Annotated in this window: 22 protein-coding genes; 15 read left to right on the top strand and 7 right to left on the bottom strand. The window is 55.6% G+C overall.

The genetic code is table 11. The features are described from left to right. Positions 1-22: 22 nt before the first annotated feature. From nrdD to VGJ94_02835, 9 genes are all read left to right on the top strand, one after another. Complete coding sequence (gene nrdD / locus VGJ94_02875) at positions 23-2,107, top strand: anaerobic ribonucleoside-triphosphate reductase (GenBank protein HEY3275538.1); 2,085 nt, start codon at positions 23-25, stop codon at positions 2,105-2,107. 113 nt (positions 2,108-2,220) lie between these two features. After that, positions 2,221-2,481: a thioredoxin family protein gene (locus tag VGJ94_02870; protein HEY3275537.1), complete on the top strand. Its 261-nt coding sequence runs from the start codon at positions 2,221-2,223 to the stop codon at positions 2,479-2,481. Then, positions 2,474-3,196, top strand: coding sequence for an anaerobic ribonucleoside-triphosphate reductase activating protein (locus VGJ94_02865; protein HEY3275536.1), 723 nt, complete (start codon positions 2,474-2,476; stop codon positions 3,194-3,196). The genes VGJ94_02870 and VGJ94_02865 overlap by 8 nt, the downstream gene beginning before the upstream one ends. 180 nt (positions 3,197-3,376) lie before the next feature. Beyond that, a complete protein-coding gene (locus VGJ94_02860; protein HEY3275535.1) occupies positions 3,377-4,537 on the top strand; it encodes an L-dopachrome tautomerase-related protein in 1,161 nt (386 codons plus the stop codon). Positions 4,538-4,861: 324 nt separating this feature from the next. After that, positions 4,862-5,770: an alpha/beta hydrolase gene (locus VGJ94_02855; GenBank protein ID HEY3275534.1), complete on the top strand. Its 909-nt coding sequence runs from the start codon at positions 4,862-4,864 to the stop codon at positions 5,768-5,770. 103 nt (positions 5,771-5,873) lie between these two features. Further along, positions 5,874-7,397 carry a DUF4070 domain-containing protein gene (locus VGJ94_02850; GenBank protein HEY3275533.1) on the top strand — a complete coding sequence of 508 codons (1,524 nt, stop codon included), beginning with the start codon at positions 5,874-5,876 and terminating at the stop codon, positions 7,395-7,397. 171 nt (positions 7,398-7,568) lie between these two features. Then, positions 7,569-7,769: a cold-shock protein gene (locus tag VGJ94_02845; protein ID HEY3275532.1), complete on the top strand. Its 201-nt coding sequence runs from the start codon at positions 7,569-7,571 to the stop codon at positions 7,767-7,769. A gap of 259 nt (positions 7,770-8,028) precedes the next feature. Beyond that, positions 8,029-8,346 (top strand): hypothetical protein, encoded by a 318-nt coding sequence (locus VGJ94_02840; GenBank protein HEY3275531.1) that lies wholly within the window; start codon positions 8,029-8,031, stop codon positions 8,344-8,346. A gap of 91 nt (positions 8,347-8,437) precedes the next feature. After that, on the top strand, positions 8,438-9,262 hold the full coding sequence (locus VGJ94_02835; GenBank protein ID HEY3275530.1) for a hypothetical protein: 825 nt from the start codon (positions 8,438-8,440) through the stop codon (positions 9,260-9,262). A gap of 68 nt (positions 9,263-9,330) precedes the next feature. Here the strand turns inward: VGJ94_02835 and VGJ94_02830 are convergent, their stop codons facing one another. The 3 genes from VGJ94_02830 to VGJ94_02820 form a co-directional block, all read right to left on the bottom strand. After that, complete coding sequence (locus VGJ94_02830; protein ID HEY3275529.1) at positions 9,331-10,560, bottom strand: MFS transporter; 1,230 nt, start codon at positions 10,558-10,560, stop codon at positions 9,331-9,333. Between the two features lie 271 nt (positions 10,561-10,831). Further along, positions 10,832-11,164, bottom strand: coding sequence for a hypothetical protein (locus tag VGJ94_02825; GenBank protein HEY3275528.1), 333 nt, complete (start codon positions 11,162-11,164; stop codon positions 10,832-10,834). Continuing rightward, positions 11,161-11,925 (bottom strand): MBL fold metallo-hydrolase, encoded by a 765-nt coding sequence (locus tag VGJ94_02820; protein HEY3275527.1) that lies wholly within the window; start codon positions 11,923-11,925, stop codon positions 11,161-11,163. Before VGJ94_02820 ends, VGJ94_02825 begins: the two co-directional genes overlap by 4 nt. Before the next feature lie 56 nt (positions 11,926-11,981). Between VGJ94_02820 and VGJ94_02815 the strand changes: the two genes are divergently transcribed. Further along, positions 11,982-12,512, top strand: a complete 531-nt coding sequence (locus VGJ94_02815; protein ID HEY3275526.1) for a methylated-DNA--[protein]-cysteine S-methyltransferase — start codon at positions 11,982-11,984, stop codon at positions 12,510-12,512. Here VGJ94_02815 and larE read toward each other — a convergent pair. Next, entirely contained in the window at positions 12,475-13,275 is an 801-nt protein-coding gene (gene larE / locus VGJ94_02810) for an ATP-dependent sacrificial sulfur transferase LarE (protein HEY3275525.1), read from the bottom strand. The genes VGJ94_02815 and larE overlap by 38 nt on opposite strands. A gap of 142 nt (positions 13,276-13,417) precedes the next feature. Between larE and VGJ94_02805 the strand changes: the two genes are divergently transcribed. After that, entirely contained in the window at positions 13,418-14,161 is a 744-nt protein-coding gene (locus tag VGJ94_02805) for a sulfite exporter TauE/SafE family protein (protein ID HEY3275524.1), read from the top strand. 30 nt (positions 14,162-14,191) lie between these two features. Here VGJ94_02805 and VGJ94_02800 read toward each other — a convergent pair whose 3' ends face one another. Continuing rightward, complete coding sequence (locus VGJ94_02800; protein HEY3275523.1) at positions 14,192-14,542, bottom strand: hypothetical protein; 351 nt, start codon at positions 14,540-14,542, stop codon at positions 14,192-14,194. A 336-nt stretch (positions 14,543-14,878) separates the two neighbouring features. Here VGJ94_02800 and VGJ94_02795 point away from each other — a divergent pair, with 336 nt between their 5' ends. The 3 genes from VGJ94_02795 to VGJ94_02785 are packed head-to-tail and all read left to right on the top strand — an operon-like array spanning position 14,879 to position 18,099. After that, positions 14,879-15,625 carry a QueT transporter family protein gene (locus tag VGJ94_02795; protein ID HEY3275522.1) on the top strand — a complete coding sequence of 249 codons (747 nt, stop codon included), beginning with the start codon at positions 14,879-14,881 and terminating at the stop codon, positions 15,623-15,625. A gap of 6 nt (positions 15,626-15,631) precedes the next feature. Beyond that, positions 15,632-17,308, top strand: a complete 1,677-nt coding sequence (locus tag VGJ94_02790) for an energy-coupling factor transporter ATPase (protein ID HEY3275521.1) — start codon at positions 15,632-15,634, stop codon at positions 17,306-17,308. Next, positions 17,305-18,099, top strand: a complete 795-nt coding sequence (locus tag VGJ94_02785) for an energy-coupling factor transporter transmembrane component T (protein ID HEY3275520.1) — start codon at positions 17,305-17,307, stop codon at positions 18,097-18,099. Before VGJ94_02790 ends, VGJ94_02785 begins: the two co-directional genes overlap by 4 nt. Positions 18,100-18,180: 81 nt before the next feature. On the opposite strand, the gene VGJ94_02780 is transcribed toward VGJ94_02785, so the two are convergent. Continuing rightward, positions 18,181-19,053: a hypothetical protein gene (locus VGJ94_02780; GenBank protein ID HEY3275519.1), complete on the bottom strand. Its 873-nt coding sequence runs from the start codon at positions 19,051-19,053 to the stop codon at positions 18,181-18,183. 240 nt (positions 19,054-19,293) lie between these two features. After that, entirely contained in the window at positions 19,294-19,881 is a 588-nt protein-coding gene (locus VGJ94_02775) for a peptidylprolyl isomerase (protein HEY3275518.1), read from the bottom strand. Positions 19,882-20,121: 240 nt separating this feature from the next. On the opposite strand from VGJ94_02775, the gene VGJ94_02770 reads away from it, so the two are divergent. Further along, a complete protein-coding gene (locus tag VGJ94_02770; GenBank protein ID HEY3275517.1) occupies positions 20,122-20,928 on the top strand; it encodes a PilZ domain-containing protein in 807 nt (268 codons plus the stop codon). Positions 20,929-21,024 lie beyond the last annotated feature (96 nt).

Here is a 21,024-nt window from a genome sequence, read left to right as displayed (position 1 = left end):
TCACTAAATATAGGGGGTATTGATGGAGACCACTGACTTAAACCTTTTTGTCCGCACTTCCGAAGAATCCATTTCCGACTGGGACAGGACCAAAATTGTAGACGCTCTCACGAGGGAGACGGTAATCGATGAGGATACCGCCGTCGAAGTGAGCAGGGAAGTGGAGAAGATGGTAAGAAAATCGGGCATTAAGGTGGTGACCGCACCCCTTATCAGAGAAATCGTAAATGCCAAACTGATAGAAAAAGGACTTGAAACCCCCCGGAAGATGCATACCAGGCTCGGTATGCCGGTCTTTGATGTGGATAACCTCATCCTTCACCCGAATAAAGAAAACGCGAACGTGCCCCATGGTCCGGAAGCCACAAACCTGACCCTGGCGGAAAGGATAAAGAAGGAGTACGCACTCCTCTCCGTCTTCTCTCCGGAAGTCGCGGACGCCCATATGAACGGCGACATCCACCTCCACGACCTCGGATTCATCGACAGGCCTTATTGCAGCGGCCAGTCCCTGGAATACATCAAGAGATTCGGACTCGACCTGCCCCATTCGCTCTCCATGGCAAAACCGGCAAAACAGCCGGAGGTACTGCTGGCCCACCTCATCAAATTCGCGGCGGCCCTTCAGAGCAACTTCGCGGGCGCTATCGGATGGGATGCGGTCAATATCTTTTTTGCCCCCTATATCGAAGGCATGAGCGACGAACAGGTGAAGCAGCTCGCCCAAATGCTCATCTTCGAATTCTCACAACAGGCAGTGGCGCGCGGCGGTCAGGCCATATTCTCCGATATCAATATCTATTGGGAAGTGCCCAAGCATTTCGTCGATACCCCTGCCATCGGCCCGGGCGGTAAATTCACGGGCAAGACCTATGGCGAATATGAAAAAGAGGGCCAGAGGTTCGCATGGAAGCTCTTCGAGGTATTTAAAGAAGGGGACGGCGCGGGAAGGCCTTTCTTCTTCCCCAAACCGATCGTTCATATTACGGAGAAGTTTTTCCGCACCCCCGACCATATGGAATTCCTCCACCTCATATCGGACGTGGCTGCCGACAAAGGGAATACCTACTTCGTCTTCGACCGGGGAGATACGGCCAAGATATCGGAGTGCTGCCGGTTGAGTTTCAAGCTGGAAGAGCACGACCTCCTCGATGCGAAGGAGCCCTGGAGGATGAGGTATAGCGCCCTTCAGAACGTCTCCCTCAATCTTCCGAGAATCGCCTACCAGGCGAAGAACGACGATACAAAGCTCTTCAACCTTCTCACTGAAAAGTTCATGCTCGCCGTGAAAGCCCATAAGGAAAAGAGGAATTTCCTCGAAAGGCTCCTCTCCCTCGGAGAGAACGGTCCCCTCTCGCTCCTCACCATGAACAGGGATGGATCGCCTTACCTCCGCTTCAACCTCGCGTCCCACCTCGTGGGCATGGTGGGCCTCAATGAGATGGTCCAGGTCCACACGGGCGAGGAGCTGCACGATTCCAAGAAGGCCCTCAAATTCGGCCTCAAAGTAATTGCCCATATGAACCTCCTGTGCGAAAAGATGAAACGGCAGGAAGGCTTTAAGATCCTTCTCGAGCAGACCCCCGCGGAAAGCACGAGCTACCGGTTTGCCCGCCTCGACCTCAGATATTTCTCCCCTATGTCGGGCAGGGTCGTGAAAGGCGATATCGCCACGGGCGAAGTCTATTACACCAATTCTACCCATGTGAATGTAAAGGTGCCCATGAATCCGATCGAAAGGGTAACGAGCGAGGGCATCTTCCATCCCCTCATCGAAGCGGGCTCCATATCCCACGTCTGGCTCGGAGAGTCTCAGCCCTCCAAGGAGGCCATTGCCGACTTCGTCATAAAGACTTTCAAATTCACCACCAGCGACCAGATCGCCTTTTCTCCGGAATTCACCACCTGCAACAAGTGTCACAGGACGGGTCGGGGGCTCCAGGATACCTGCTCCTATTGCGGCTCGGAAGACGTGGACGGAATCACCAGGATCACGGGCTACTTTACGAAAATATCGAGCTGGAACAAGGGGAAGCTGGGAGAGCTTAAGGACAGGCACCGGAACATCGAGTTCTTCTCCAGCGCGGAAGCGGCAGTAAACGAATAACTGATTGATCCAAATATTAAGTGAAGAAGAATATGAGGCCGTGGGCGCGGCTTATGATGAGTCTTCATGGCCCCAAGGGGCGCCTACTCTACGAAACGGGAGGACTGCAGGATATGAGTGTAGTGAAGATCTTTTACAAAGATGATTGTCCCATGTGTCCCATGGCGAAAAAGCTGGGGGAGAGTCTCAAGGAAAAGAATATAGGCGTGATTTCATATAATACGGGAACTGCGGAAGGCCTTGCGGAGGCCACATTCTACCGTGTCATGGCCCTGCCGACCGTCGTGGTGGAAGACGAGATGGAGAACGGACTCGGCGAGTGGCGCGGCAGCGTCCCCCAGATCGAAGAGGTGTTGAGCGCATTCAATGGTTGATGCTCCCTGTATCAAAGGATTTATCGAGACCAGTTTTATCGACTGGAAAAAGCAGCTTTCATCGGTCCTTTTTACGGGGGGATGCAACTTCAGGTGCCCTTATTGCCATAACAGCGGACTCGTGGTGAATCACGAAAAGCTGGAAAACATCCCTCTCGATCACATTTTTCTTACTTTGAAAAAATATAAGAACTGGGTCGATAAGGTGGTGATCACGGGCGGCGAGCCCACGATCCATAAAAACCTTTTTCTTCTCGCCCGCCGGCTCAAGGACATGGGCATGCAGATCAAGCTCGACACGAACGGGTCGAATCCGGCGGCAGTCAGGAGACTGGTAGCTGAAGGTTTCGTGGATTACCTTGCCATGGACGTGAAGGGCCCCCTGGATAAATATTCCCGGTGGTGCGGTGTCGAAACGGACGCCGCGCCCATCCAGGAAAGCATAGATTTCATTATGGAAGGTCACGTGGACTATGAGTTCAGGATGACCGTGGTCCCCTTCCTCCACAGGGAGGAAGACGTCTACCGGACCGCAGAGAGGATCAGGGGGGCCGGGAAGTTCTTTATCCAGGAGTTCCGCTCCGCTCCCACCCTCAATCCCACCTTCGCCCATATCAAGCCCTTCCCGCCTGCCAAAATGGTCCGCATAAGAGAGACCGTGGCCGGAATCCTCCGGGGGGCAAAAAGGGAGGAGAGGGAGAACTCGGAAGGCTAGCCGATGAAAAAATAAATTCTGTGAAATTCCAGGAACAGACTTCTCCTGCCTCATCCTGTATACAACTCCCTATTTTTTTATGTGTTACCCCAATTGCTCTTGATCCTTTTCATACATAAGATATAATTGAAAAAAATCATTCCCTCCCTCCCTCTACGGGCGGGACAAAGGAGGCAGTTGATGAATCGATTTCTCGCTGTTTCGGTGCTGGCTTTCTTTATGGTCCTGAGTGCTCTGCCCGGTAATGCCGCCTCCGGGAAAGATCTCGCAAAAGAAAAGACGATAGGAAATATCGAAGCGATCGCCTTCTTTCACGGCCCCATGCCCACGGGTGTCACCGTATCGCAGAAAGGTCGAATATTCGTCAATTTCCCTCAATGGGGAGACAAGGTAACCGCCACCGTGATGGAGTTGAAGAAGGGAAAGACCGTCCCCTACCCTAACCAGAAGATCAACACCTGCGAAAAGGGCAGTCAGAAGGATTGCTTCGTCTCGGTCCAAAGCGTGGTCGTCGATCCGAAGGACAGGCTCTGGGTCCTCGATACGGGGAGCATCGCCTTCGGACCCACCACATTCGAAGGTCCGAAGCTCGTGGGCATAGACCTCAGCACCAATAAAGTCTTCAAGACCATACTCCTCACCCGGGACGTGGCCCTGGCGAATACCTATCTCAACGACATAAGATTCGATCTGAGGAAGGGAAAGCAAGGCCTGGCATTTATCACCGATTCCGGGGCAGGCGCCATTATCGTGGTCGACCTCGAAACCGGCAAAGGCTGGAGACGGCTCGTCGAACATCCTTCAACCAAGCCTGAGAAGGGTTTTCTCGCCATGGTGGAAGGCAGCCCCCTGCTCCTTTATCTTCCCGGTCAGAAACCATTTCCCCTTGCGGTGGCGGCCGACGGCATCGCCATAAACAACGACGGCTCCCGTCTCTTCTATTGCCCCCTCTCATCCCGCCGTCTCTACAGCGTGAGTGTTGACGCGTTGGCCGACCCTAATGCAACGGAGGAGAGTGTGGTCGCGACCGTCAAGGACCATGGCGACAAAGGCGGTGCATCGGACGGCCTCGAGTCGGACACCCAGGGCCGCATCTACCTTTCCGATTACGAGCACAACGCAATCCACCGCTATATGCCTGACGGCGCCATAGAGACCATCGCCCACGACCCGAGGATGCTCTGGCCCGACACCCTGTCGCTGGCAGGGGACGGCTTTCTCTACTTCACGGCAAACCAGATAGAGCGAGGGCCGGGACATAACGCAGGCAAGGATATGAGGCAGAAGCCTTATGTGTTGTTCAGGGTTAAGGTGGACGCTCAACCGGTCCTTCTCAAGTAAGGTCAGGCGGCAAATCTAAGGCGCATCTTCGTCGTTGCGCGGTCCCTGTGATGCTTTGACGTACTTTAGTACGCCGTCGCATCCCAGAGGACCGCGCGCCTAGAACCTGCATCCTTATCTTTGCCGCCAGGGCTTCGCCCCCTCCCATTATTTACAAGAGTCTAAAAAACCTGCCCATTTGACAAGGTGGTATATTCATTTATTTACTCCGGGTAATCCTGTCGTTGACTCGAAAAAAGACCTGGAAAGGTCTGCCTTCCATTTGCACAATAATGGTCAGGGGCGACAGATTATTCTTGACTCTTCCTGTCCCTGAATCATAGTATGAGAAGATTCCCGTTATACCTGGAAAAAGGAAGCACCTCACGATGGAATGAGACTATAAAGGGGGACGCCATTACACCTGAGAATCCGCCGCAGCATGTGAGGATACCCGTCTGCATTTATCGTGAGACGGGCCGCGGGCCGTCAGTGGTCTGCATCCACGGAAGTGCAAGCACGTCCGGTCAGTGGCGCCCTTTGATGGACCGGCTCTCGGACAGGTTCCGGATTATTGCCCCGGACCTCTATGGTCATGGCCGCACCCCCGCATGGTCAGGTTCTCGCGGCATGTCGGTGGATGACGAGTGCGACCTCCTTGAATCGGTCTTTCAGGCGGCGGGGGAACGATTTCACCTGATCGGCCATTCATGGGGCGGAGCCATTGCCCTTAAAGTTGCGCTGCGCCACCTGCCCCGGCTCCTCTCGTTGACGCTCTACGAGCCTGCCCTGTGGAGCCTTGTCGTGGCCGCGGACCCCGAGAGCGCCGCCTCCCGGGAGATCATGGTGAATAGAGACGAAACCCAATGCATGATGGACAGGGGCGAATTTGAGGCCGCAGGGGAATATTTCGTCGATTACTGGGTCGGTTCCGGCACGTGGAGCACGACGAGCGAGGCGAGGCGCGCCGGTTTCGCGGCGGGCATGGTCGCGGCACGCCCCGAATGGTACGCCTCCTTCCACGAGACCACACCACTCGCCGCCTTCGCGGCACTCGATGTGCCCGCCCTGCTCCTGACCGGAACGAAATCCACCGCCCCTGCAAAGAGACTCATCGCTCTTCTCTCTCCCGTTCTGCCGCGATCCAGAGTGATCACGCTCAGGGATATGGGCCACATGGGCCCCGTGACTCATCCGGCACAGGTAAATAAAGCCATAGAAGATTTTCTCCTGACTATCTCTCCCACCATGTAGAAGCCGGGCGGCCGGATCTCCTTTCTTGACAATTGAACTGGGAGACTTATTTTATCAATATTGGGAATTTTGCCCGTATCCGACAGAAGGGGGGGATGAATACATGACCCGTGCGCCGACAAAGAAAGCCCTTCTCCTCTACCCCAGATGTCCCGATACATTCTGGAGTTTCAAGTATGCCATACGGTTCATTTCAAAGAAGGCCCTTAATCCTCCCCTGGGATTGCTTACGGTTGCCGCCATGCTCCCCGGGGAATGGGAAAAGAGACTTATAGACATGAATGTGACCCAGCTGAAGGATGAGCATCTCCGGTGGGCCGACCTCGTCTTTATCAGCGCCATGGCGATTCAGAGGGGATCGGTAAAAGAGGTCCTTGCCCGGTGCAGGGCACAAGGAGTGCCAATCGTGGCAGGAGGCCCGCTTTTTACCGCAAATCATGATCAATACCCTGAGGTGGACCACCTGGTCCTCAATGAAGCCGAGGTTACCCTGCCCCGGTTTCTCGAAGATCTCGAGACAGGGAAGGCGCAACAGATCTATACTTCGACTACCTTCCCCGCTTTGGCGGATACTCCCGTCCCCCTCTGGGGACTTACCGATATGAAGCGTTATGCATGTATGAATATTCAGTATTCCCGGGGCTGCCCCTTCAAATGCGAGTTCTGCGATATTACAACCCTTTACGGCAAAAAGAGTCGGACCAAGGATAAATCCCGGTTAGTGGAGGAGCTGGAGGCCCTCTTTTCCCTCGGCTGGAGAGGGGACGTCTTTTTTGTGGATGATAATTTTATCGGCAACAAGAAGAAGCTCAAGGGGGAAGTGTTGCCTGCCATAATCGATTGGATGAAAAAGAGAAGGTATCCCTTTCAGTTCGGCACGGAGGCTTCGATAGATCTGGCTGACGACGAGGAGCTGATGGGGCTTATGGCCCGGGCAGGCTTCGAGTCGGTCTTCGTCGGCATTGAAACGCCGGATAATCTCGCCCTCAAGGAATGTAATAAATTTCAAAACATGAACCGCGACCTTGTGGCGAGCGTGCAGAAGATTCAGCGCTTCGGCCTCGATGTGAAGGGGGGCTTCATTGTCGGCTTCGATAATGATTCACCCGATATCTTCGAGAGGCAGATAGAGTTCGTCCAAAAGAGCAGGATTATCACCGCCATGGTAGGCATGTTGAATGCCCCCCGGGGCAGCGAGCTTTATGAGCGCCTTCGGCGAGAGGGCCGGGTGCTCGAAGAGATGAGCGGGGACAACACCGATTTCTCGACTAATATAATTCCCTCCATGGGCTACGAGAAACTTGCCGAGGGATACAAAAAGATCATCAGCACCATCTACTCACCGGGATCTTTTTATGAGCGGGTCAAGGGATTCCTCTCCGATTACAAACCTTTGAAGACAAATAAGAGACGCCTGCCCCTGAGGTCGATGTGGCTCCACCGCGGTTATTATATAAAGGCGCCACTCAAGACCATGCTGCTCCTGGGGATAAAGGACAGGGCCCGGCGCTATTACTGGAAGCTCCTTTTCTGGTCTCTCCTCACCCGTCCCCGCCTCCTGCCCAGGGCTATAACCTATTCGGTCTACGGTTTTCATTTCCGGCAGATCTTCAGGAACCACGTATGATAGCGCGTGATACTTAGGTGTTGCAATTTTTTCCCGTTTATGTGATACTATATTTCAATGAAGTACCCGGAAGTATCGGTTATTGGTAACCTCAGAAATAAGTCTTTTTTGTCGTTTCTCCTCATAACTTAAAGCTCCGCTGCTTCAAATACAAAAATGAGGTATGTCTAAATGGCAAAAGGTACAGTGAAGTGGTTCAACGATGCAAAGGGTTTTGGTTTTATTACGAAAGAAGATGGTTCGGACGTATTCGTCCATTATTCAGCCATTAGCGACAGTGGCTTTAAATCACTCGCAGAGGGTGAGACCGTAAACTTTGACGTAGTGAGCGGCCCCAAGGGCCCGGCTGCGGCAAACGTAGTAAGAGGCTAGTCCTTTCCGAAAGGGTCCGGGTAATTCCGGACCCTTTTTTTATTCTTCCCCCCGCCTGATTGACGCCGGGCGCAACATATTGTTTCCAATGCCTTTTAAAGACTTTTGATGCCATATCTCGTGAAAAGGTGTATACTATTAGTACGGTCGACCCTATCCTCTTTTCTCCGCGGCTAATTATGGGTGCGGCTGATACGGAATTCAATCGTCTTTCGATTTCCTGTAATAAGATTCGAAGCATACCAAAAGGAAGTGGCATATGACAAGCGTTGAAGAATTTATAGAAGCAAGGAACAGCATAGAGTCACTCGCCAAACAGATCATCCTCTGCGCAGGACGTCACGCACTCCAGGATTCACGGACCCACCTCGATGAAGCTGCCCGCCAATTGGAGGTCCTTAAATCGATGGTAGCCAATGACGTGCAGGTAGTCGTCGCCGGCCGCCTCTCCCGACAACTTGCCGTGCTCGAAAATGAAGTTCAGACAATGGCAGCGAAAGCCGCGAAAGTGCCGGTAAAAAGAGTTTCCACGAGAAAGAAAACAGTAAAGGCTGAAAAAGCTGAAAAAGCCGTCTGATCCGGGAAACAAGAGCCGGACGGAACACCCTGACGAATAGTACCGATTTGCCTTTCCCTCGTTTTAAGGCACGGAATAAAAGGAGAAGACCATGAGCATCGGCCCCATTCTCCCGTCAGGGACAACCCTCATTTATCCCATGATCGGCCACCCGGTAGTCCAGGTAAAGTCGCCGACCACCTTCAACCGTTATTTTAAAGAAAAAGAGATGGACCGGGTCATGGTAGCCATGGATATCCGCCCTGGTTACGTGGAACCCTTCTTCTCCCTCCTTAGAGGATGGGAAAATTGTCCCGGTTGCGTCGTCACCATTCCCCATAAACAGGAAGCCGCGCGCCGCGTGGACGAGCTTTCCCCGCGTGCCCGCGACCTGGGTGCGGTGAATGTGATCCGCAGGACCGATGATGGGCGCCTCACAGGGGATATGGTCGACGGATTGGGTTTTCTCGAGGCCCTCGCCCGTCACGGTTTCGATGTAAGGAGAAAAAATATCGCCCTTTTCGGCGCGGGAGGCGCGGGAGGCGCGATTGCCTACGCAGTCGCGGACGCGGGGGCGGAATCGATTACGGTAATTGACACGGATATCGACCGGCAGCATGCCCTTCTCGATCTCCTGGCCCGTCGATACCCTTCGGTCACCCTCTCGGACCGGCTCCAAAGTCTCGCCCGAATCGATCTCGCCATAAACGGAACGCCTCTCGGCATGAACGGCGACCCGAGGACCCCTTTCCCCCTCGATACCCTCGATTCTCACACCCTCGTCGCCGATGTAGTAACCGAGCCGGAAATGACGCCGTGGCTAAAAGGAGCAGAATCCCGCGGCTGCCCTATCCAGACAGGCTACGAAATGACACTGGGGCAATTTGTACTCATGGCGCGGCATATGAAAATCATAGAGGCAGTCGCTAGTCTCTAGTCTCTAGTGAAGACCCAGGCGAAAAGTCCTTATTCTTAAAGGTTTATTCTTTTACTAGATACTAGATACTAGAGACTGTCTTTTATAGAGACTCTCTTTCTCATACACAACGATATCGCCGCTCCTGCCAATGAGATCGCCCCTGCCAGTATGAAGGCGTTGGCGAAGCTTCCTGTTGCGTCTTTTATCATGCCTGCGCAGGCAGGGCCTAATGCCTGGCCTATGCCGAAGAAGACGGTGATGAACCCTAATCCTGCCGGGGCGAGCCTGCCTCCCACGGCGTCTCCGACTGCGGCCGCCATGATGACCGGCAGAGAGGACATGGAGAGGCCGAAGAGGATGGCGGAAAGGTAGAGCCCCGGAACGCTCTGCCAGAATGGCGGGATAAGGTAGGCTACTGCAAGGGTGATATAGGCGAGCATGGAGCCGTACCTGCGGCCCACCGCATCCGATATCACCCCCCACACTATGCCTGACGAGATGGCGATAAATCCGAGGAGCGCGAGGATGGCGCCGGCGAGACCGAGAGAGACGCCTATCTCTCTCGTGAGGTAGACCACGAAAAAGGTGAGGTAGATGATATAGGAGAAGCCGTACATGAAGTAGACTATGCCGAGCTTCCAGACTTCCCTCTCCCTCCACAACTCTTTCCAGGCACTCAGGATGGTCAGCTTTGCCGTCGTCTTCCGGGGCTCTTCTCCCCCGTACATGGTAAGCCCTTTTTCCGAGGGGTCGTCTCTCAGAAGAGCATAGGAGACGAAGGCAAGGCAGAATACGGCGCACCCCAGGACGAACCATGCATATTTCCATCCCATCGGCCCATACGCCGCCATGAGAGGAGGCAGGATGAGACCGGTGATGGTGAGGCCGAGCCCCGATCCCACGGGCATGATCCCCGTGGCAAGCCCTCTCTTTCGTGCGGCGAACCAGGCAGCGGGCAGGGCCATGATGGGGACATAGGCGCCGCCGTTGCCCAGGCCCGTGATCAGCCTCATCATGAAGGCGGAGAAAAAGGAGTTGCTCAGGCCCGTGGCGAAAAGGCTCACCCCCATAAGGAGAAGGGAGACAAAGACCAGCCGTCTCACCCCGAACCGGGAGGCAAGAAAGCCTCCGAGGAGAGCAAGGAAAAGATAGCCTATGAAATTGCCCGTGCCGATAAGCCCCACCTGGGTATAGGTAAGTCCAAGGCCGTCCCGCATGGCCGGAAGGATAAGGGAATAGGACATCCTCCCGAAGCCGTGGGCCCCCAGGACCACGAGGGTCCCCGTACATGCGATGATCCATGCATAATGGATCATGATTTTTTATTCCCGGGATAATTCACTCTTGCCTTACTACTACTCTACCCGTTCCCGCCAAATTTTCACATAGTTTTTTAAAAAAACCGCTGAAGAAGAACACCTACAGGTACTGAGATGGAGATGACAAAAATATTTTGTTATCTATTTTGACAAATGGTTTTTTGTCAAAATCTTCGACTTCGCCCTGTTCCCAATATCCTTCGTCGTCCCCTATGTTTTTACATGAGAAATGAAGGCTAGAAGAAGAAACAGTCAAAGTTCCTTCGCCTCACACGCAGCCAACCTCCCCCGGCTCCCCCGGTTCTATTCCCAACTGAAGGAGCTTCCTCGCAAGGCCTTCTTCCGTATTCAGGGTATGGAGGTATGTTCCGTTCTCCCGTTTATAGGTGATCAACCCCCCTCCCGAAAATCGGGCCACCATCACCGTGTCCCTCGCTGTTTTCACATCATAAACCGACAAGATCACCTCGCCGCCGAGCAGCGCCTGAGGAGACAGGTCCGCCCGTGCCCCTGTGAGCACATATCGCCCGGGACAATTCCGAATGGGTTCCCATTGCCAGTCATTGATGAGCCGGTCAAAGGTCATGGGTCCTATGATCAAAAATCGAGCTTCATCCCGTCGTGGGCCGCGATCACTTCTATCCCCGTCTCCTTTGTGAGCTGCTCCGCCAGGAGGTGGGGCTTGGCTTGGATCATGGTCATGCCGAAATGGGTCATGATCGCCTTTTGGGGCTTCACGCGGGTGATGATGGCGGCGAAATCATCGAGGGAGAGGTGGTCGAGGGGGCGGTTCGGGTCATTGGGCGCGGTCCTCAATACATTCACGATGAGGTAATCGGTGTGATAGAAATCGGGTAATTCATTGAAAAATCTCGTGTCCGAGATGATGCCGACGGTCCGGTTCAGGTGGAAGACGAGGCCGTATGTCTCCACTCCATGGATATGCCGGACGGGCGAGGTAAAGGCGACGTCTTTGACGGTGTAGCTTTTCTCCGCCTTCAGGAGCTCCACTTTTTCGATAAAGCCCCTCGCATATTTGAGCACCACCGGGTCTGTCGAGACCGCGTCCTCGGGACAGAAGAGGGTCCCCCTTTTCTTGAACCCTCCTTCGGTCATCGCCTCTATAAGGATGTTCACGTCATTGGAGTGATCGAGATGTTTGTGGGTGAGGATGATGCCGTCCAGGCGGCGCGTCTCGAAGTGGTCTTTTGACGCGTGGATCCTCACCACCGCTCCGGGTCCGGGGTCGATGAACAGGTTCGTCTCCCTGAAATTGAGCCAAAGCCCGCCTGTTGCCCTTATCTGGCTCGATGCCACGAACCGGGCGCCCCCGGTGCCGAAGAACTTGATGAAGCCTTCCATTCGCCGCCTCCTCTGTGATATCCTTATTGTAGTGAATCATCCGGGGGAAAGCAAATATGGCGTTAATTGAATTTTCCATTCGTGAATCTTCGCTCGGGAACCTGATCCTTGTGGCAAGAGAGGGGAAGGTGATCGAGCTCGACATCCGCGGCCAGGGCAGCCTCGAGATCAGGAAAGCGCTCGTCGCGCGCTTTCCTGACGGGATCGAATCGGACCGGCCTTTCAGGTCCCTCCACGTGATGCTCGACCGGTACCTCCGGGGGCAAAAAGTTGATTTCACTGTTGACGTGGACCTTTCACAAGAGGGGGAATTTACGCAGCGCGTGCTGAAGGCGCTCATGAAGGTGCCCCATGGGGAGCTCACCAGTTACGGCAGGCTCGCCGCAGCACTGGGATACAGGAACGCGGCGCAGGCGGTGGGGCAGGCCCTGGGCAGAAACCCGATTCCCATCATCATCCCCTGTCACCGGGTAATCCGGTCAGATGGGACGATCGGCGGCTTCTCCATGGGACTCAAGTATAAAGAGAGACTCCTGGCCCTGGAAGGGATCAGACTTCGTTCATGCTACCCGTTCTATACCCTCTGAGGTCGAGGGCGACATAGGTAAACCCCAGCTCCTTCAGCCGGTCAACGATCTTTTTTCTATTGATAATCGCTATGTCGAAATCAGGGTCGGCGACCTCTATTCTCGCCATGTCGCCATGGACACGCACCCGCGCCTGCCTTATGCCAAGGGATTTCAGGAATTCTTCGGAATCCTCGATCTTCTTGAGCAGGACCGCGTCGATTGCCGTCCCGTAAGGCACTCTAGAGGCGAGACAGGCGAGTGACGGCTTATCATGGGTGGGCAGTCCGAGGACTTTTGAAAGCTCCCTCACCTCCGCCTTGGTGAGCTCTGCCATGAGCAGGGGGCTTACCGCGCCCTTTTCTGCAACCGCCCGCCTTCCGGGCCTGAAATCATCCATATCGTCAAGATTCGAGCCTTCCAAAATATGGGCAAGACCCTTCGCCTTTGCCGTCTTTTCTGCCATTTCGAAGAGATTGCGCTTGCAATAATAGCACCTCTCCCTGGGATTGCGAAGGTAATCGGGGTCTGCCATCTCGGAGGTCTGTATGCAGATGTAATCGGCGCCTATGAGAGCGGCATATTCCTTCGCCTCCTCCATCTCCCGGGCCGGGTAGGAAGGCGAAGCGCCTATGAAGGCCAGCACGCTCTCTCTCCCCAGTACGTCAATACAGCACTTGAGAAGAAAGGTGCTGTCCACTCCCCCGGAAAAGGTCACCAGGACCCGGTCGAGCCCCTTTATAATCCTCTTCAGCCCTTCGTATTTCTCCTCGATCGTCTTCATCTCTTAATATAGCAGGATACATGATCCGTCCGCAACACGGGGCCGCTGCGGGCCCTGGAAGGGGAAAATGGATTAATCCCCGGTGACGTGATAATATTCGGCGTGGTGCGAAGATGGCGCGTGCCTAAGGAGCTTTATTTCCATGAATTGGCTTGTAGGGTTGATAAGCGGGTTTCTCGGGGGACTTCTGGGCGGCCTTTTGGGCGTGGGAGGAGGCATCATCATGATACCTCTCATGACGTGGCTCGCGAAGGTGACGCAGCACCAGGCGCACGGGACGAGCCTGGTCGCCATTGCCTTCACCGCATCCGTGGCGGCGGCCACCTATCTGTTTCAGGGGAACGCGGACTGGATGAGAGCGGCCCTCGTCGCCGTGAGCGCGATCTTTACCGCCCGCCTGGGCGCGCTCTTCGCCCATTCCCTACCGGAGAGAAGACTGAGGAGGGCCTTCGGGTGCCTCATAGCCTTCGCGTCCCTCATGCTCATTTTTAAAAGCTACGTGCCCGGACCAGGGGGACCCCTCTCCCCTTGGGCAAGCGCCGTCATCTTTCTTCTTATCGGCTGCGCCACGGGCTTCCTCTCGGGTATGATGGGCGTGGGAGGCGGGGTAGTCATGGTGCCCCTCATGGTCATGCTCGCAGGCATGGGCCAGCACCTGGCCCAGGGCACGTCGCTCCTCGCCATGGTACCGATAAGTATAAGCGGGGCATTCACCCATTACAGGCTCGGCAATGTGAGGAAGGATATTGCATGGGGACTCGCCGCGGGGGCATTGGCGGGCGGTTTTTTGGGCGCCGTGTCGGCGGGGGCCCTGCCCGATGCGTATCTGCGTGTGATCTTCGCGGCGGTAGGGATCTGGATGGCGCTCCGGTACCTCAGGTCCTGACGGACCGGTGATGCATGCCGTGCTGCCCTTCTATCCCCTTATAAGCTCGGGGATGATCATCCACTCTATCTGCCATTTTTCAGAATGGATCCTGTTCAGGCAGACCATGCCGCCCATCTTGAAATCGACGATCGTCTCTTCTTTGTCTTTGGCAAGGAGCATTCCCGTAAGCCTCGAAAGAAGGGGCAGATGACCCACGAGCATCACGTCCTCCTCCATCCCGGCAAGGAGCTTGTACCACACCTCGGGATTATCCGTGGGCCCCAGGCCGCCGCTGCCGCGAATACCTTCCGGGGGTCGTAAGAAGTCTGCCAGGATCAGCGCGGTGTGCCGCGCCCTGGCCTTTCCGCTATGATGGATCGCAGTAGGCTTTACTTGCACGCCGGCCGCCTATTGGGCAACCCGGTCCACGTCCTCCACGCCTTTTCCCGTGAGGCCCCTTTCAGGGTCCTCTGCCTCCCCCTTTGCCTCTCCATGCTGCACGAGATAAAGATACATTATCCTTTCCTCCTTTCCTTCCCACTCCCATCCCGGGAGCGGCTGATCGTAATATAACCCCCCGGCGACCGCTGTCAACGGAAGGGCGCAAAGACGAACCCTGAAGGCAATCGGGATGACCCGTCTATTTTCTTCATTGACAGGGAAACCGTACCTATCATATATTCAGGTCATCGGACTGCACGCCATAACCCCTCACGAACAGGAGACTTCGAGGCCATGACCTACCTCTTTTCCATGTGGAAGAACACGAGAATGATCGTGCTCGTAGCCGTCTGCGCGGCTATCTATGCGGCGGCCCTTATCGCCTTCAAGACTGCCATCCCTCTGGTTCCAGGTATTGCCGAAGTGAGAGTGGCCGGGGTCTTCCTCGTGGTCTTCGGCTTTCTTTTCGGGCCTGCCGGGGCATGGGGGCTCGGATTGGGCAACCTCATCGGCGATGTCTTCGGCGGCACCTTCGGCCCAGGCTCTCTGGGAGGGTTCGTGGGCAACCTCCTCCAGGGCTATGCGATCTACTCGCTCTGGATCAATCTCGCGCCCATTGCCGGAAAGCATTACGAGTGGAAGGCGGGAAACCCTCTCAGCTGGGTGAGGTACATCCTTATCACCATGCTTTCGAGTGGTGTATGCGCTGTGATGATCGCCGTCTGGGTCGACCTGCTCGGCATCGTCCCCTATTCGGTCCTCTCCAAAATTATCGTTCTCAATAATGTGGTCGGCGGCATGGTGGGCGTCCTTCTCCTGATTGCCGTCTATGATATCACGCGGGGACAACTGGGTCTCCTCTGGATCGATGTAATGGATCTCGAGCGGCCCGTCCGGCGCGCGACCGGCCCTCTGGGTGCATGGGTCCTCACGGCCGGGGTCGTTCTCGGACTCACCAGCGGGTTAATCCCTTACCTCCCCCCGAGTATACTCGGCCCCGCGTCTGCCGGGATCATCATTCTCGGCTGTCTTCTCATGTAAGCCCCCATGGCCGCCTCAGTCACTATCGATTCCCTCTCCTTCACCTACCGGGGCAGCCTCGAGAAGGCACTCAAAGACATAAGCGCCGTGGTGGAGGAAGGGGCCTTCGTCGCAATCATGGGCCATTCAGGGGCGGGAAAGTCAACCCTCCTGAACACGATGAACGGGCTTATACCCAGGTTCTTCAAGGGAGAATTCAAGGGCGGGGTGAAAATAAAAGGGAAAGATGTCGGCAGCCGCGGGATCGTGGAGCTTTCCGCCATGGCGGGCCTCGTGCTCCAGGATTTCGAGGCCCAACTCTTCTCCTCGAACGTGGAGCTCGAGGTTGCCTTCGGCCCTGAAAACCAGCGTCTTTCCCGTGACGTGATCAGAGGGCGCGTTGAGCGCTATCTCGCATTCGTGGGTCTGAACGGCCTGGGCAGCCGCGATTCAGCCACCCTTTCGGGGGGCCAGAAACAACGCCTCGCCATCGCCTCGGTCCTTGCCATAGAGCCCGACGTCCTCCTTCTGGACGAGCCCGTGACCGACCTCGATCCCAGGGGGCGGCGGGACGTGCTCTCCCTCGCAGGCAGGCTGAGGGAGCGGAAAAGGACCCTGATTATGGTTGACACCGAGCCGGAGAACGTGGCGGGCGCCGATGTCCTGTGGCTCATGAAAGAGGGTGAGCTGGTCGCCGTTGATTCAACGGCCCGGATCTTCTCAAGTCCCGGCCTCCTCGAATCCTGCGGGGTCATGACGCCCCCGACGATCTCCCTCTTCCAGTCCATGGGCTGGCCAGGCTCCCCCCTGACATTCGAGGAGGCAAAGGGTCTCATGACCGCGCAGAATCTCGCCGGACCTGAAACGCGTCCGGCCCTTGACCCGATCGAATCCCCCTGGACCGGAAACCCGGTTCTGGAGACCCGCGACCTCTGTTTCCGCTATCCCGGAAATCATGGGGATTCCCTCAAATCGGTCAATATCTCCATAGGCAGGGGAGAATTCGTGGCCCTTCTGGGCCAGAACGGCTCCGGAAAAACGACCCTGGCAAAACATTTCAACGGCCTTCTTATGCCTGCCTCAGGCTGCATGAATGTAATGGGCAGGACCACAGGAGAGCTTCGGAAGCGCGATCTCGCGAGATTGGTGGGATACGTCTTTCAGAACCCCGACCACCAGATTTTTGCCTCCACCGTGCGCGAGGAGGTCGGGTTCGGGCCCAGAACCCTTGGTGAAAGCACGAACACAGTGGAAGAAAACGTGATGAGGGCCCTTGAGGCCACCGGCCTCATGGGGTATGAGGAAAGATCGCCATTTCTCCTCACCCGCGGGGAGCGCCAGCGGGTGGCCGTCGCCTCCGTACTCGCCGTAAAACCTGAGATAATAGTCCTCGACGAACCGACCACGGGACTCGATTATACCTATCAGGTGGAAACGATGAAGATGCTCAGGGACCTGAACGAGCGAGGCCATACCATCGTCATCATCACCCACGCCATGTGGATCGCCGAATCATTTGCGTCGAGGGTCGTGGTCATGCGGGAAGGCGAAATCATCTCGGACGGCCCCACCCGGCGCGTATTCAGGGATGAAGAAAGGCTTGCCCGGGCGTCTCTTGCCCCCTCGGGGCTCGTCCGCCTCAGCAACTGGCTCGGGGCGGGCGCACTCACCGTAGAGGGCCTGGTAAAGGAGCTCGGGGGATGATTATCTCCCTCTTCCAGGACCGCGATTCGTGGCTTCACCGCCTCGATCCGAGAACCAAGATGATAGGAACGATCATGCTTTTTGCCATGACCCTCTCCTTCAACGATCCTCTCTATGTGGCGTTCATTACCGCGGCAATAGTATGCACGGCAGTCTCGGCCCATGCGATCGGCGCCCTGTGGAAACTCCGCCTCATCCTCATGCTCCTGGTACTGTTCAGCGTGGCGCTCTGGCCGTTCTTCGCGGAGGGACCGACTACCCTGTGGTCGTGGCGGTCCCTGAAAGTGAGCCGGGAGTCCCTCCTCTTCGGCGTTGCTATGGGCTTAAGGCTCGCCACCTTCGTAATAACCGGCCTTCTGCTCCTCGCCACGACCCGAAATGAAGAGATGACCAACGGGCTCATTAAAATGAAGCTGCCCTACCCGGTAGCCTTTGCCCTATCCACGGCACTGAGGCTTGTACCCACATTCGCGGGGGCGGGGGCGACCATCGTGGAAGCCCAGGTATCACGAGGCCTCGACCTCGAATCAAAGAACCCCGCCCTGCGTATGGGGAAGCTCATCCCCCTCGCGGTCCCTATGTTCATCTCCGCCATCCGCTACACCAATCTTCTCGCCATGGCCCTTGAATCAAAGGGGTTTACTCCCGATGCGGCCCGTACCCTCTATTACGAGCCGGTCATGAAAACGCGTGATTGGGCGATCCTCGCTTCTCTCTCGATTCTTGTCGCCCTCTGTCTCTATCTGAGGCTGGGCCTCGATTTGGGCGTGGTTATGGCCGGAAGAATGTAGCCCTCCCCTTTTTGCTCGTCCAACCAGGATAAATTACCCTATTTGTTAAGGAGGCTGCGAGTCGTGCACAGGGCGCCGGGCTCAAACAAGCTCAGCCGTTCTGTCGGAAACTTCCTGAAGGCGGTACCCGATCGCGGGAATGACGGCGCCGTCCTGTTCGACTGCCCCATGGGCGGCATTGTTGATCAGGTCGAAGAGGCGCAGGTATTTCTCCATATGGGTCGCTTCCCGGGTCTTTGTTCCGAAATATTTGGTCCCGCTCATGACGAGCCCCATCATCACCTTATCGTCATAAATAGTAAGATCGAAAGAACTGTTGTTCTCCCAGCTGACCATGTCGCCTTTCGCAGCCGGAATTTCGTCGCGATAGACTATACGAACCTCGATCCCGTCCTGAAACTGCCCCAGGAGCACGTTTTGGCCTTCGGCGCCCAATAACTCCTCCCGGTCCACCACAAAAACACGGGTTATCTTCACGCCCCGCTCCAAGGCACGGGCGTTGGCCTGGACAAGGTTGAGCAACGCAGCCCTGGAGGTCCAACCCTGGTTAAGGGGGTCGATGGCTTTGATGTCGTGAAGGGCCTGGTCACAGCACTTCGCCGCCTCGAGATAAAATTCGTTTTCATCGAGGGGGATCCGTCCGTGTTTCAGGAGTGAGAGGGTGCGCTTCGCCGAAGCCATCACTTCCTGCGCCTTGGCCTGGCATTCGGCGTCGGTGATCTGAGAGAGCATGAATGTGGTTTCATGTGCCTTGTGATACTCCTCGAGCAGGGTATCCCTTGTCTTTTCTATATCTTCCCGCACCAGATAAGTGCCGAGGGAGAGGAGGATGCCGATCCCGAATATTATATAGGCAGCCTGCTCGTAATGGAGCACGAGGTGGAAGAAAATCGCGAGTCCCGCGCCGGCCAAAAACTCTACAAAGGCTATTATGTTTTGAATCTTTTTCATCATATTACTACTCCCTGTCCTGCCTCATGAATGGTCCGGCAGGAAATATGGATCCTCCCGCGTCTTATTTCCCTTATTTATATTTAAATGACGGTACTGCGGGTAAGAGGCGGCCCGAAGCCTGCAGGCGCCTCTAGGGAAAGAGGATCCTCGAATGTATATATGCCTTAAGCATAACCACTCATCCGACGGGTTTCAAGGCGCCTGTTCTTCCTTTAAGCCCGGTGGTTTTCTTGAGAGACCTTACTTGCCTACCATCTTCAGGACGCGGTCCCATTTTTCGAGCTGCTCCTTGTACCGGTCCTCGAGGGCCTTAGTGTCTCCCTTGATCTCAATCGAAGTAATCTTGTCTCCCACTGAGATACGGTTCACCACCTCCTGGTCCTTCGGGCCCTTCACATAACCGAAGATCGTATGTTTCCCATCGAGCCACGGGGTGGCGACGTGGGTGATGAAAAATTGGCTGCCGTTTGTGTTGGGGCCCGCGTTTGCCATGGAAAGGGTACCGGGTTTATTATGTTTCAGATCAGGCGAAATCTCATCCCGGAACTGATACATGGGTCCTCCCGTGCCGGTGCCGAGCGGGTCACCCCCCTGAACCATGAAATTCGGGATTACGCGATGAAAGGTAAGGCCGCTATAGAAACCTCTTCTGCTCAGCTGCACGAAATTCATCACCGTGAGCGGCGCCTTGTCCGGCAGGAGAGTAAGGTGTATGTCGCCCTTCGTGGTATGGATCACGGCGGTCAGCTCCGGATCCGACCCATGGGCCGCTCCCATAAACAGAATGACCCCCAAAATGACCGCACATAAACTATACCCTCGCCTCATCTGCTCCCTCCTGCTCCGGCTGTTATTTTGAACCAGCCCGCGTCCCGGCGGGCCTTCCTTACTGCCCCAATAGGGTAGTCCCATTTGCGCCTCCATGTCAAATCGATGCAGAACGGTTCAGGACCGCACCCCGGTCCCGCCCGCCTGATGTGTTATTCATGAATTTCCCTTGCCAAGACAACCGATACATGATAATCAACAATGAGAGCACGCAGGTGTAGGGCTTCCGGAGGCGCCGCAATGAGAATTCACCTTGGAGAGATAATCAGCCATGAAGTCCGGGTAAGCCTCGTCTGCCGGGGAGGATATTTCGAATACTGCAGGCTCAGACCGGACCCCGATCGCGAGGAGGGCCTGTCTCTTTTTATAGAAGGGGAAAAAGCGGTCTTCGCCAATGGAGAGCCGCTTTCAATTAGCTACAGCTATAAATCCTATATCTACGCGTTTGAAACAGAGGCATATGCCATAAAGGCCGTGGAGCCTGAGGGAACGCTCATCGCGATCCTCCGGCCCGCAAAGATACTGCGCGTAGAAAGGCGGAAATCTTCGCGCGTGGAGCCCGCGCAGGAAGGCCCGGTGAAAATGACCCTCTCCTCGGCCCATGAGAAGGCAGCCATGGAAGCGGAGGATATCAGTCCCCACGGGGCCTCTTTCGTTCTGCCGGGCCCGGCTCTCCGCTTCGCCCCCGGCTCCACTCTTTTAATTGATATTGAGCTTCCGCGATTCGGCACGGTCCGGGCCCATGGGATCGTAAGGAGCGCAAATGTGCGGCACGAATCCGGTTCCGTTAAATATGGCATCGAGTTCAGCCCGGCCGCCGATTTCGACAGTCCCCTCGCCCAATATGCCCATTGGCGCACGATCGAAAGTCGCGACACAAGCCGGGGCCGGAAGAGACCGAAAAGCGTCCTCCTCGCAATAAAGCAATCTCCTGAAGGCAGGCAGGCTTTCTTCTGTTCCACCTCGCCCGTGGGGCAGGTAGCCGATTTCGGCGCTTTCTCGGAGATAATTTCAGCCGACGTGATAGATACCTTGGAAGATGAATAGCAGGATTTTATTTTCAGGGTTTGAAATAGGAAAGAGTGATGGGAGGTGGGGATTATCCCCGCCCATCCGATACATAATTAAAAGAGAGGGGCAAGG

This window comes from Syntrophorhabdaceae bacterium (assembly GCA_036504895.1).
Taxonomy (GTDB): Bacteria; Desulfobacterota; Syntrophorhabdia; order Syntrophorhabdales; family Syntrophorhabdaceae; genus PNOM01.
The sequence above is the reverse complement of the archived record's forward strand: the minus strand, read 5'-3'. Positions and strand labels throughout refer to the sequence as shown.